14 protein-coding genes and 1 riboswitch are annotated in these 13,421 nt (G+C 36.1%); of the genes, 1 reads left to right on the top strand and 13 read right to left on the bottom strand.

From position 1 onward, the window contains the following. Positions 1–21 precede the first annotated feature (21 nt). The 11 genes from cobT to NST91_RS12200 all read right to left on the bottom strand — a co-directional run bounded on the left by cobT (position 22) and on the right by NST91_RS12200 (position 11,704). Entirely contained in the window at positions 22–1,062 is a 1,041-nt protein-coding gene (gene cobT / locus NST91_RS12250; RefSeq protein WP_341331354.1) for a nicotinate-nucleotide--dimethylbenzimidazole phosphoribosyltransferase, read from the bottom strand. Positions 1,063–1,064: 2 nt separating this feature from the next. Continuing rightward, positions 1,065–2,447 carry a cobyrinic acid a,c-diamide synthase CobB gene (locus NST91_RS12245; RefSeq protein ID WP_341331353.1) on the bottom strand — a complete coding sequence of 461 codons (1,383 nt, stop codon included), beginning with the start codon at positions 2,445–2,447 and terminating at the stop codon, positions 1,065–1,067. 13 nt (positions 2,448–2,460) lie between these two features. Next, the gene (locus tag NST91_RS12240) at positions 2,461–3,933 is read right to left on the bottom strand and encodes an adenosylcobinamide amidohydrolase (RefSeq protein ID WP_341331352.1); all 1,473 of its coding nucleotides are present in this window, start codon (positions 3,931–3,933) and stop codon (positions 2,461–2,463) included. Beyond that, positions 3,930–4,997, bottom strand: a complete 1,068-nt coding sequence (locus NST91_RS12235; RefSeq protein ID WP_341331351.1) for a FecCD family ABC transporter permease — start codon at positions 4,995–4,997, stop codon at positions 3,930–3,932. Before NST91_RS12235 ends, NST91_RS12240 begins: the two co-directional genes overlap by 4 nt. Next, a complete protein-coding gene (locus NST91_RS12230) occupies positions 4,960–5,952 on the bottom strand; it encodes an ABC transporter substrate-binding protein (RefSeq protein ID WP_341331350.1) in 993 nt (330 codons plus the stop codon). The genes NST91_RS12235 and NST91_RS12230 overlap by 38 nt, the downstream gene beginning before the upstream one ends. Positions 5,953–6,128: 176 nt before the next feature. Beyond that, positions 6,129–6,331, bottom strand: a riboswitch (cobalamin riboswitch). Positions 6,332–6,549: 218 nt separating this feature from the next. Beyond that, complete coding sequence (locus tag NST91_RS12225) at positions 6,550–7,140, bottom strand: molybdopterin-dependent oxidoreductase (RefSeq protein WP_341331349.1); 591 nt, start codon at positions 7,138–7,140, stop codon at positions 6,550–6,552. A 106-nt stretch (positions 7,141–7,246) separates the two neighbouring features. Next, on the bottom strand, positions 7,247–7,930 hold the full coding sequence (locus NST91_RS12220; protein ID WP_341331348.1) for a Crp/Fnr family transcriptional regulator: 684 nt from the start codon (positions 7,928–7,930) through the stop codon (positions 7,247–7,249). Between the two features lie 180 nt (positions 7,931–8,110). Continuing rightward, positions 8,111–9,064: a peptide-methionine (S)-S-oxide reductase MsrA gene (gene msrA / locus NST91_RS12215; protein ID WP_341331347.1), complete on the bottom strand. Its 954-nt coding sequence runs from the start codon at positions 9,062–9,064 to the stop codon at positions 8,111–8,113. Between the two features lie 644 nt (positions 9,065–9,708). Further along, complete coding sequence (locus NST91_RS12210; RefSeq protein ID WP_341331346.1) at positions 9,709–10,197, bottom strand: CBO0543 family protein; 489 nt, start codon at positions 10,195–10,197, stop codon at positions 9,709–9,711. A gap of 350 nt (positions 10,198–10,547) precedes the next feature. Continuing rightward, complete coding sequence (locus NST91_RS12205) at positions 10,548–10,991, bottom strand: carboxymuconolactone decarboxylase family protein (RefSeq protein ID WP_341331345.1); 444 nt, start codon at positions 10,989–10,991, stop codon at positions 10,548–10,550. A 74-nt stretch (positions 10,992–11,065) separates the two neighbouring features. After that, positions 11,066–11,704 (bottom strand): NAD(P)H-dependent oxidoreductase, encoded by a 639-nt coding sequence (locus NST91_RS12200; RefSeq protein ID WP_341331344.1) that lies wholly within the window; start codon positions 11,702–11,704, stop codon positions 11,066–11,068. Positions 11,705–11,922: 218 nt separating this feature from the next. Here NST91_RS12200 and NST91_RS12195 point away from each other — a divergent pair, with 218 nt between their 5' ends. After that, positions 11,923–12,414 (top strand): RrF2 family transcriptional regulator, encoded by a 492-nt coding sequence (locus tag NST91_RS12195; RefSeq protein ID WP_341331343.1) that lies wholly within the window; start codon positions 11,923–11,925, stop codon positions 12,412–12,414. Positions 12,415–12,527: 113 nt separating this feature from the next. Here NST91_RS12195 and NST91_RS12190 read toward each other — a convergent pair whose 3' ends face one another. Together NST91_RS12190 and NST91_RS12185 are read right to left on the bottom strand one after the other, a co-directional pair. After that, positions 12,528–13,043, bottom strand: coding sequence for a CBO0543 family protein (locus NST91_RS12190; RefSeq protein ID WP_341331342.1), 516 nt, complete (start codon positions 13,041–13,043; stop codon positions 12,528–12,530). Positions 13,044–13,195: 152 nt separating this feature from the next. Continuing rightward, positions 13,196–13,393 (bottom strand): hypothetical protein, encoded by a 198-nt coding sequence (locus tag NST91_RS12185; protein ID WP_341331341.1) that lies wholly within the window; start codon positions 13,391–13,393, stop codon positions 13,196–13,198. Between the last annotated feature and the right edge of the window lie 28 nt (positions 13,394–13,421).

The raw sequence follows: 13,421 nt of genomic DNA, 5'->3' as shown, positions 1-13,421 counted from the left end.
AGTTTTATAAAGTTTGAATTACTATTTCTTAGAAATTCCTGCTGAGTCAAAGGTTGCCATTTCTTTTAGCATGAGTGTAGCCGATTGGATAATAGGAAATGAAATGGCTGCTCCTGTTCCTTCTCCAAGTCTAAGGCCTAAATCAATAATGGGTTTCTTCCCTACTAGTGAAAGTGCAATATTGTGACCAGGTTCAACGGATTGATGTGTGACCATGATATAGTCGTTAACACTAGGGGAGATTAAGCTTGCAACTAACGCTGCGATGGTACAGATAAAACCATCTACAAGAATCGGTACCCTCTTGCTTGCAGCACCTAGCATTGCACCTGTCATTGCGGCAATCTCTAGTCCGCCCACCTTCGCTAGAATATCAATTGGATCATTTGGATTCGGATTCCTACGTATTAGCGCCTGTTTAATAATTTCAGTTTTATGTAAAAATGTAGCATCAGAAATCCCAGTTCCTCTTCCTACTAATTGGGATATATCTTTACCACTTAAAACGGCTAGGATTGCACTACTTGATGTTGTATTTCCGATCCCCATCTCCCCGAGTATGAGACATTGTGCCCCTTCTTCGATGATTTGTAAGGCTTGATTATATCCAGTATCCATTGCTTGTTCAGCTTCTTGTCGACTCATTGCATCTTCAAGATAAAAATTGCCTGTACCATAACGAACTTTTTGATTGATTAAACTCTCGTGTTCAATATCGGTAGCTACTCCTATATCGATTACCTTAAGAATGGCGCCTATTTGTCTACTAAATACATTTATTGCTGCACCACCATTTAAAAAGTTTCGAACCATCTGTTTTGTTACTGCTTGCGGATAGGCAGATACACCTTCTGAAGTGATCCCATGATCGGCCGCAAAAACTAGCACACCTGGTGGCGTAACACTAGGGAACGGTTCATTCTTCATTTCTGCTAGGTTAATAGCCATTTCCTCTAGTCGCCCAAGGCTTCCTATTGGCTTTGTTAACGTATTAATATACTCACCAACCTGTCTCCCCATCTCCTTGTTTACCTTTGGGGTGGATTCGTATATTTGTTTCATCCTTATCTCTCCTTACTCGCTTTATACTCTAGACATTTCCTAATCCAGTTCTCAGCAATTTTTGGGTTTGAGCCAAAATGAAGATGGGTGTAGCCAGCTACTAAATTGTATTTTAGACACCCTTCCTGCTTAACACCCCGCAGTCCTTTTGTTTTAAAAGCATGGGAGAATTCATTCTCATTTGCGATAAAAGAAGAATAATGAAATTCATGCCCTCTACCCATTTGATCGGAAAGAATGAAATTGTCATTGAGACCACTAACTTCTCTATATCCCAATGCTTGTAAATAGGAATGCATTTGGACCTTACCAGGAATGATCCCGATCATTTGATACGTCTTCTGTTCTGTCGTTTCAATGGACTCGGTCAAATACATGAACCCGCCACATTCAGCAAGAGTTGGCAGCCCTTCTATTATTGCTTTCTGAATTGATTCCTTAGTCTTTACATTAGCTTCCAAAGTTAACGCGAACTCTTCTGGGAAGCCTCCTCCTATATATAGACCATCTACATTCATTGGTAACTCTTCATTAGCCAATGGAGAAAAATAGACTAATTCTGCGCCATTAACTTCTAATAATTCTAGATTCTCAGGATAATAGAAGTTAAAGGCTGCATCCTTTGCAACCGCTATTCTCGTCATAGTATCTTGCTTCTTTTCAAACATTGAGGATTTATTTTTTTCATTTAGCGGTTCCGCTACAGCTAATTCAAGCAATTTATCAAGATCAATCGTCTCTAAAACCAAGTCACCAACTTTATCAAATAACGGAGTAAGTTCACCACGTTCAATTGAAGGAATAAGTCCAAGATGTCTTTCTGGAATTTCAATCTCGACATCTCGTTTCAAATATCCAATAACAGGAATATGACATTCTTGTTCAATTGCTTTTTTGACAAGTTGGAAATGTCCCTCGCTCCCCACTCTGTTTGCAATAACTCCAACTATATTTGGACCTTCTGCAAACATTTGAAAACCCTTCACAATTGCTGCAGCACTACGAGCCATACTTTCACAATTGACTACAAGCAATACAGGACTTTTCGTTATGATACTAATCTCTGCAGTACTACCTTCATTCGTTTCCGGACTTTTTCCATCAAAGAATCCCATAACTCCTTCTATAATTGAAATATCTGCATCACGATTTCCATGTGTGAAAATATCCAAAACTCTTTCATGAGTGAGCATCCAACTATCTAAATTGCGTGAAACTCGTTTTGTTACAGCTGTATGATAGGATGGGTCTATATAGTCAGGACCACATTTAAAGCCTTGTACGCTTAGCCCTCGTTTCATGAATGCTGACATAATACCAATTGTTAATGTTGTTTTTCCAACGCCACTTCCAGTACCTGCAATTACAATTCGTCGTTCGGTCATTTACATCCCCACCTTATTTCGTTTGGACTCTTTGTAAATACTTTTGGATAGCTTCTTTTGTTGCTTCATACACGATTTGACCTATGGCTTTTCCAACAGTGGTTCCTGAACCTGCGGATGGTGTTTTCTCCCCTTGTTGAGTAAGACCTACAAGTAGTGAATCCGTTGATGTACCAGTTGCAATCGTGTTGGAGTGTGGATCTTTAATATTCATGTCTAGTAATGCTTTTGATTTTGCTTCTGTAGCTGACATAAAGCCATTTACAAGTGCACCATCTGTAAAATGTGAATCAATGAACAGCATCGTGTTGATTGTACCTACTGATTGACTCACCTTAGAATGGGTACGACTAGAAATATCGACAGCATTCCCGGTACCTGCAGTTACAACAGCTAGCATTTGAATACCTTCAAACTCTTCATGACGTATAACCACATCCTTTAATTGAACAGCTGTCATCATTCCAACCGCTTGCTCATAAGGAATAGCGTACTTCGTCATCCAATTTCGCAAATCACGGTCAGGTGCTGAGCAATTATAATTCTTATCAACATAAAAATTACAAAAATGCCTTAACCATTGAACACCATCACCGATGACCCCATTCGAAATTGTTCGTAAAGGGTGATCGAACTGAATGTGAATATACTCTTTCGTTTGATGAATCTGAAAAGAATTTTCAAAACGTGTACAAGGTTCTGCTTGATGATAGCCTGGTGTCATAAGGAGTTGCGGTTTTGAAATTGTCGGATGAGACCCAAGCTTAATATCCACTTCATATACCTTCTTTAGTAGGTCGGTCTTTCTGAAATTGTCAACATCTCCAACTTCTAATAAACAGCCCTTATGAAGCATGGCGATTCGATCTGCATATTGAGAAGCAACATTTAAATCATGCAGAATGGAGAAAATGGTTAACCCCATACTTTGCTGCCGTTCTTTTAATAAATCCAACATTTGGAATGTGTGTTTCACATCTAAATGATTCGTTGGCTCATCTAAAAGTAAAATCTCAGGTTCTTGCGCCAATGCCTTAGCTAATAACACCCTTTGCTTCTCGCCACCACTGATCATTCGGAATGGAATTTTTCGAAATTGACTTATATTCGTTATTTCCATCACCTCTTCAATGACGTTCCAATCCACTCGCGATAGCTGTTTAAATAGACCTTTTTGATGTGGATACCGCCCTAGACTCACAATTTCTTCCACTGTAAAATCAAATGAAACCTGCGCCTCCTGAGTAAGAACAGCCACTTTCTTCGCCTTCTCAAGCTTTGAAAGAGTGGAAATTTCTTTACCAGAAAGGAATATATCACCTTTTATGATCGGCAATTGCCCAGTTATCAATTTAAACAAGGTTGTTTTTCCACTTCCATTTGGTCCAAGAAGTGCAAAAAATTCTCCCTGATGAATCTCAAGATTTATTCCATGAAAAATAGGAGAATTCGAATAACCACCAACTAAATTGTTAACTGTAATCATCTTCGTTCCCCTCCAACTCTCTCTCTGATTAATAATAGGGCAAAAACAGGTGCACCTATTAAAGCTGTAATAACACCAATTGGCAGTTCTTCTGGAGCAATAATACTTCTTGATACTAAATCAGCTACTATAAGAAATGCTCCACCTACCATTAGGGAAAGTGGTAGCACATGGCGATGATTTGGCCCTGTAACAATACGCACTAAATGTGGGATGACAAGTCCTACAAAACCAATCGATCCAGACACTGCAACTGCGGCTCCCGTTAATAATGAGGCTCCGATTAGGATATACAACTTTCCTTTCTTCACATCAACCCCAATATGATCTGCCGCCTCCTCCCCAAGAGCTAACGCATTCAACTCCCGGTAATGGTAGAACAAAATAAAGGAACCACACAACATAAATGGAAGAATCAACTGAACATGACTCCAGCCTCTTAGTCCTACACTTCCATATAACCAATAGATAATTTGAGTCATTGAATCTTGGTCGCTTAGTGAAATAATGAGGGAAACAACTGCTCCAATAAAAGAACTTACAATTATCCCCGCCAAGATAATGGTTTCAATCGCTAAGCTTCGACTACTCAATCGAACAAGTCCGAATACAATAAGGAGTGAAATAAAACCACATACGATTGCAACAATAGGAAGAGTAAAGTTTCCTAACCCCAAAATCGTAAACTGAAAAAATAAAACAATTACTGCACCAAGAGATGCACCAGATGAAACCCCGATTGTATATGGATCCGCTAATGGGTTACGTAATAATCCTTGGAATGCTGCACCCGCTAATCCAAGAGACGCACCAACAAAAAATGCCAGCAATACCCTAGGTAATCGGATATTCCAAATGATCATTTCTTCATTTCTAGCAACCTCATTAAGCCAGCCCCAACCAAATGTGTTGTCTAGCACAATATGTAAAATGGTTGGAACAGGCACGTGGACACTACTAATGAATACGCCTAGGAGGGCTGTACTAAGTACAAACCCTCCACTTAGAATATATAACCACGTAATTTTATTTATTAAAAACTTCTGGATAAATAAGCTTCGCAAGAGTCTCGACTCCTTCAATTAACCGAGGACCTGGTCTCGTAACCGTATCATTATCAACATCAAAGACCTGTTTATTTTTAACTGCAGGAACTTCAGACCAGCCTTCACGCCCATATACTTCTTCAGTTGGATTATCTATGTAGTAGCCATACGTTGTAATGATGACATCAGGATTTAATTGGACAATTTCCTCCTCTGTTAACTGTACCCACCCTTCATGCTCCTCTGCTGCATTAATAGCTTGAATTGCCTCAAGCATTTCATGAATAAACGTATTGGTTCCTGTTGTAAAAATATCTGGTGCTGGCGAAACCTCAACCCAGACTTTCTTTTTATCTGTAATAGCTGAAGCTTTTTCCTTGATTTCATCAAAGCGTTGCTTCATATTTGTCACAATTTCGTTTGCCTCAGTCGCAGTTCCTGTAGCTTTCCCAATCATTTCTATATGTTCATACGCATCTTCAAATGAAGAAGCACTTCCAACGACAATCACATCAATTCCTGCATCTTCAAACTGCTTTAATATTTCAGGATGTGTATTGTAATGATAATCAGTAACAAGAGCTAGGTCCGGAAGAAGTGAAAGAACCAATTCTGCATTGATATCCTGTGCACCTACTTTTTGTATTTCAAGTGCTTCTGATGGATAATTATCGTAATCCGAAACTCCAATGATTTTTTCTCCTAGGCCAAGTGCAAATGCAATTTCTGTATTACTTGCCTGTATGGAGACAATTGATTCAGGTTCTTCATCAATCGTAACTTCTCGATCAGCACTGTCTATAATCGTGATAGGGAACTCTTGATTAGCGTTCTCCCCTTCAACATTTTCAACGGTTTTTGGAGCCTTTTCATCTTGAGCCGTTTTTTCTTTTGTACCACAACCTGCAACAATACCCATGGTAAAAAGAAAAATAAGACTAAACAGACCCCATTTTTTCAACATTTCCTTCATTTTTTTATCCCCCTTCAAATTTTGAACACAAAAAAACGCCATTCCACAGGAAGAGCGTTTCGTAAAGGCATAATAAAGGTTATTTGCTTAGAACTCCAATAAAGCAATCCTAATATAACAAATATAGTATCATATGATCATTTATTTGCACTTTAAACGTTCCTTTCCTCGAGGAAGCTTAAAAAACAAAATAGGCAGGTCTCCTGACTTGCGAATCAACGGTCGGTTACTCCTTCCCATGTTACTTACACAGTGGATATTTGTAACCTTCCTCCTCGCTTACAGTGGCGGGACCGTGTTGGACTTACACCAACTTCCCTCTTAGTCTCACATTCTCTCATTAGAAGAATGGTAAGAAACCTATTTGCGAAATATTCATTTTTTTGTATTCTGAGAAATTATAATACAACCCTATTGTTTTGTAAATAGGAGTTAAGGTCATGTCAGTTCCTTTTATGAAGTATAATAGAATTAACCAATACAGTTGAAGAAAACCTTTGAGAATCAATCATTTAATAGGAAATAGACGTGCCGATAAACACGTCTATTTTATTTAATGGGAAGCAAAGTATAAAAAAGTTTATGTACTTAACTGTGTTAACGGTATCGCTCTTCTTTAAATGGATTGGCCGTCATCGAATAGCCACGCTCTTCCCAATAACCAGCCTCGTCTTCCTTCATAAACTCTATCCCTGAAACCCACTTTGTGCCTTTCCATAGATAAAATTCTTCTGGTGGAATAAACCGTAGTGGATAACCATGTTTTAGATCAATATCTTGCCATTCATGATTTTTATCCTTCCATCGGAATACAAATAAAGAATCGTCCCCTAATAAAGGCTCTAGCGGTAAGTTTGCAGAATAACCAAATCTCTCCCTATTGGAGTAACCGTAAATTTTGATGTATTTTACGCTTTCATTCATTTCAACTAATTTCAATAACTCTCTAAGCGCAATGCCTTCAAAAGTTGTATCAAATTTAGACCATGTGGTAACACAATGCATGTTTACGGTTGATATGGTTTTTGGAAGCTCCATGAATTCCTTATAGGATAAGGACTTTTCTTGCTTCACTTCTCCAAAAAGTCTGAAATTCCATGTGATTTCATTAAACTCGGGAACATCCCCTGTGTGCAGAATTGGCCATTTTTCTGTTTCAAATTGCCCAGGTGGAAGCTGCCTTTTCATCTTACACCACCCCTTTTTCATTTTTAACGCTACTTAAATCACTGTGCTTTGTATAGTATGCTCCAAGCCTTTTCCTTTATAAACATGATATGAAAGTAGGTATTGATTACCCCTCCTCTACCCCATACACTTTCTTAGCCAGAGCTGTATTAATTTTTAATGGCTTCCTTGCAATGACTTGTTCCCTTTCTAATTCTCCTAATAATAAACTAACAGTTTCTCTTGATGACCCGATCATACTTGCGATGTCATGCTGAGTAATCTTGACCTCAACTGTTTGCCATTCCCCACTTCTTACACCAAATCGGTTACTTAACTGCATAAAAAGTAAAAGAATTCGATATTTGACATCTTTATAAGCAATGCTTTCTGTTATTTCGTACACTTCTTTTAACTTTGAGGTCAGTATAGTTATAAGTTTTAACGAAATATCGGGATGTTGACGTAGTAACTGTTCAAAACGCTCCTTTGCTAGCGAGCAAACATAGGAATCAACCATCGCTTCTGCATAAATGTTAGATTCTGTTAAGGAAAAACTAGAAGTTTCTCCAAAGATATTACCTTCACTTAAAAGATCAATTGTGAATTCCTTTCCTGTTGAGGATATCTTATATAAACGAACCTGTCCTTTTTTCAAGAAAAACAACGACCTCATTTGTTGAGTCGGACTTAAGATAATTGTACCTTTTTTAATAGGGACGGTTACCGTTACTTCGTCTAACTTCTTTAATTCCTCTTCTGGTAGCTCATCTAGTAAATTAATTTGTGAAAGCAACATGAGTTTATCCATGTCTTCACTCCCCGTTATACCGTTTTATAATCATTTCATAATCAAAAACCAGTAAATAGATCGATTTCTTCTTTGCATTTACAATCACCTGATAATATATGTAAAACCATATCCATTGTAGCATTGATGCTTTAAATATAAAAAAACGTCCTAGAGAAGTCTCCAGGAACGTTTTCTAAATTATTTAAATAACCGAAGGTATTCCCCATAGCCTTCTTCATTTAGCTTTTCAGTTGGGATAAATTTAAGTGCTGCAGAGTTAATGCAATATCGAAGCCCGCCTTTATCACGTGGTCCATCATCAAATACGTGTCCTAAATGAGAGTCTGCTGATGAGCTTCTGACTTCAATGCGTCTCATCCCATGGGACGTATCTAGTTTTTCAAGGACTTCTTGATGCTTAATAGGCTTTGTGAAGCTAGGCCATCCACACCCGGAGTCAAATTTGTCCAATGAACTAAATAATGGTTTTCCAGAAACGATATCAACATAAATTCCTTCTTCCTTGTTATCCCAAAATTCATTTTGGAAGGGTGGTTCCGTACCATTCTCTTGAGTCACATGGTGCTGTATAGGAGTAAGATTCTTTATGTTTTCTGCATGGTGTTTCTTCCAATTTTCCCGAATAAATCCCGCTCGTCCAGATCCTTCCTTGTACATATTATAATGAAAGGAATTCTTTTTATAATAGCCTTGATGATATTCTTCTGCTGGATAAAACACAGATGCCTCTTTGATTTCTGTCACGATTGGCTTTGAAAACTTTTTGCTATTCTCTAATGCCTGTTTCGACTCTTCGGCTAGTCTCTTTTGTTCCTCAGTATGATAAAATATCGCCGTTTTATAGGACTCTCCGCGATCACCAAACTGACCATGTGCATCGGTTGGATCTATTTGTTGCCAGAATAGTTCTAAGAGCTTTGTATACGGGAACACATTAGGATCATACGTAATTTGAACTGCCTCATAATGACCCGTTGTGTTTGAGCATACTTCTTCATAGGTTGGGTTCTCTTTATGCCCACCTGTATAGCCTGAAACTACATCAATAATGCCTGGTAACTCATCAAATGGCTGAACCATACACCAAAAACATCCGCCAGCAAAAGTAGCTAATTCATAATTTGTTGACATAATCATGCCTCCTACTAGTACTTAGTTTTACCTAAACCCTATCTTTTCCTTCAATTTTGAAAGAATCCCTCAGAACATTAGGGGCACTCTTAAATCTTTTCTCAAGGTATCGAATCTATATATTAATTTCTTCTTTTATGCTATTACATTACATACACTACTTGGATCTCTTGCAAGCTGTCAAAACTACATTGCCAATAATACCTTCACTCAGTTATTACCTTATGAGAGGTAGATTCTATATTGCAATATACTAATACCATGATTAGTTCCTCCTCCAAAATGTTTCTAATAACTTACACTTTAGATTATACTTGGAATCCCTTTAAAAAAATGTAAGCTGCCTTACATTTTTAATGAATAATAAAGTAAGTATATTTGAACCTCTGCAATTAGTGAATAGTCTGTTTGACGGAATGGATAAGCTGCCTTTAGTTTAAGATAAATAATTTCACAATCTATTACATTTAAATAAAAAAGGCTGCCTTAGCAACCATAGCGGAGACTTACGCTTTGTCCTTTTGATACTATGAAGGTCTGCACTAAAATTATCTTTAAAAGAAATTCTTAATTAAATAACTACGAATAATAGACACTCCAGAGAATTGCTTCTAATATATACGTTTTCTTCATTGTATAAACCTTTAGTATTCATTTATATATTGCTTATCTTTAAACTTATCTATTATTTTTATCAGACCAACCAAACCTCTAATAATAAACAAAGTAAAATTAACACTTGCAAATGTATGGAAGGCAGACCATTTTTTCCATTTGAATAATCCCGTGTTCTTTTCCATAAACCATTGCCCAATACTCATTGGAACACTAAAAATTAAACTTTTTAATAATATTTTGCCAAAATGATCATTATACGAGATTTTGACCCATATCACACTTAAAAGCGGGAAAAATAACATGTCGTAAATAATATTCGTTTTGAAAATTTTAGGAAAAGGACGAATTGGATATTCAAGTTTTTGTTTTCCAACAACGTAAGCATCAATTAGAGTAGCAATAACACCCTTTGCGAAGAAAATCAAAAGATTTTCTCTCATTTTTGGTCCCTTAAATAAAAATGGGATAGAACCAGTACATAACGCCACTAGTAATTTTAACAACTTTTTTTCCACTTATTAACATCCTCTCATTTGCATTAATCGTGCCATTCTTAAATTACCCAAAACGAATCATTACTAGCGGTCGTTTTTAGAATTTTTTTATTACAAAACGGTCTTATGAATGAAAGCTTTCGCTTATTCAACTATCTATTTGTGTTAGCTTAAAAACTACAACAAAAAGGTGCGTAATCCTTAAGGATCAACGCACCTTTCGTTAAGTAGAATCCTTTACAATCTCTTGTGTATGAAGATGATTGCGATCAATTTATACTAGAAAATTTATTTTGTCGTAAAGTAGAAATTTAAAAGCATACAGACTGGTTCTTTTGGATTCCATTTGTCAAATGGATTGTTCAAATTAATTACATCTCTGTTGCTGTATTCCCCATTGCAATAGAAATTCTATTCCAATTGTTGATTTGATTAATTATTAGAACAAGGTCAACATATTGTTTTTCGTCATAATGTTCACGTACTCGTTGATAAAGCTCATCTGGCACACGTTTTGTTGGGATTAGTGTCACGTATTCTGTCAACTCAAGTGCTACTTTTTCCGCGTCTGAATAAAATGTACACTCTCTCCAGGCACTAATACAATAAATTCGTTGTTCTGTTTCTCCCATTTTTCTAGCATCTGCCGTGTGCATGTTAATACAGTATGCACAACCATTTATTTGAGAAGCTCGAATTTTTATAAGTTCACGAAGTTTACGGTCTATACCTGTAGTTTTTGTATACTTCTCCATTTCCATCATGATTTTAAGGGCTTCTGGTGCTAGATTGTAATAATCGATTCGTTGTTCCATTTTTATTTTCCTCCTTAAAAAAGCTTAGTTTTATCTGCATTTTTTTACCTTTCCCTTTAATTCAAAAGTCTAGTTTAGAAAGATTGTGAATTAATATATCCTACTAACTCTTTTTCAGCTGATTTCATTATTTCTTCTATGTTGTTAGTAGACATGTCTAAGCCTTGAGCACGTATTAATTTCATATGGTTAATTCCTATCATGTGCAGTACTCCGCGTATATATTGTGGCGCTATATCTAAATTTACATATCGGTAATTCGTATCATATTCACTTCCACTCGTTAGGATAAATGTGACTTTGGTAGTTTCGTCTGACATTAATCCTACTGAACCAGTTTTAGTGTATTTGAATGTTTCTCCTGCTGTTAGAATATTATCCAGATAGTCTTTAAACTTTGCAGGCACGTTCCAATTATGCAACGGCATGTAAATATAAATATAATCTGCTGACTTCCATTGTTTAATTAATTTATATTGTGCTTCATACTTTTCTAATCGTTCAGCTGACATTTCTTTAGGATCAGTATAATTTAAAGTATCCGCAGTAATTTGCGGGATAAAAGTATTTGAATCGTAAATATTTACTACTTCGATTGTTCCTTGACCCTTTAATTTTTCTTGTAATGTTTGTAAACCAACATCTGCTAAACGGTTTGCAGCTCTTTCTTGATTATTGTAATCAGGATGAGCCATTAATTGTAAAATTCTCATCGTTTCACCTCTATGAATTTGATTCTTGTTGTACTCTTAAATTGGTTTTAATTAAAGACCAAGTTAATCGTCGATTAACATTATCCATAATAAATGTTATCTTTATTTTTGTCAATTGAACAAACTTACATATTTGATAGGTTCCATTTATTTGACTAGTACTCTAAATCCTCATAAGATACAATTAATATTCCTTCATTAAAAGTAGGTGAATTTATATGCAATATGGTGTAGGTGTAGAATATGCTTTACATTGTCTCGTTTATTTAATTGATATTCCTTCCAAAGAAAGTGTTGGGATAAAGGATCTGGCAGAATTCCAAGGACTTTCTGAGACATTTCTATCAAAGGTTTTCGGTAAATTATCTAAGGCTGGAATTGTAAGTTCTGTCCCTGGTGTAAAGGGAGGATATAAGTTATCTAAGTCCCCAGAAGAAATTTCCTTTTGGGATGTTGTTGAAGCAATTGAAGGTCCTAAGCCCATTTTTCAATGTAAAAATATTAAAGACAATGGTTATGTGTATAGAGAAGGCTGCTGTTCAGCTCCCTCATTCTGTACCATCAATTTAGTTATGCTCGCTGCGGAAGAAAAAATGCGTGATGATCTACGTAGTAAAACTCTTTCATGGTTACATGAAGAGCTTAAGCGTGTCTTGCCCAAACAAATCCGTGAAGAAACCCGTAACTTTTTCTCGAAAAGTAGCAAATAAAAAAGCTCTCTAAGTTCCTTAAATGAGGAATTTAGAGAGTTTTTTTATTAACAGTATCCACCATGTTACTACTCACACTCTAGTTCACTACAACGTTCGATTTAATTTGTAAATTAGAGTATTGGAACATGAAAATAAATAACAAAAAATAAGATAATGGGAATAGAGGTAAGTAACGCAATTATTGGTTTATTATAATGCAGCCATAGCATTGGAAAAAGAATTAAATTAAATAACACCGACCACCCAATTGTCCAACCATTATGGTGAAAAACTAAATTTAAATAGTTTAAATTAATATATTCTATTAGGGAATATAAACTTACCCAAAATAAAATCCAAATTATACGTTTATAAATCCCCTTTGGGAAATTACTTAGGTATATCAAAACTGTTGAAGGATAGGCAACAAACATGATTAATAAAGAAATAATCGTATGGTTTGAAAGGAGATTTTCAGCAAATATACTCTCTTTATATTCCCACATCATATAGTCGTGGCAAAGTATATTGTAAAGTAAGTCCCCAAACCAGAAGAACAAGATTGTAGAATGGTACTCCTTCCAATTTCTCCAATCACCCCATTTTAATGTCGCGCCAAGAAATATTCCGTTCAAAATTAAATGCATGTAATCAGCTCCATCGTTTCTGATTACTATTTTATCCATATATTGTAAAATGCATTTATCTTTTTTATATCATAATTATAATCCTAATCAGTAAGGCTTATTTGTCTGCGGTTATATTGATGAAAATGCAACTAAATTAGGCTAAATCACGACTATTCATTGGCTTTACTCTTCGTTTTTTTCATATACATCATGATTCCAAATACAAAAAGTACCCCTATGAGACATCCAATAATTAAACCAAACAAAAGCTTCCAATCTACTTCTTCATTTCTCCATACACTCATTATGACTACTGATAGAACTACACCAATAATCCACGTTAGACAAAATTTCAATGTATTTTTCACTTTTGCCCCCTCCAATACTAGATGCCTG

Origin of the sequence: Ferdinandcohnia sp. FSL W7-1320, assembly GCF_038050315.1 — a bacterium.
Taxonomy (GTDB): domain Bacteria; phylum Bacillota; class Bacilli; order Bacillales; family Bacillaceae_L; genus Ferdinandcohnia; species Ferdinandcohnia aciditolerans.
This window is presented reverse-complemented; position numbering and strand designations above follow the sequence as displayed.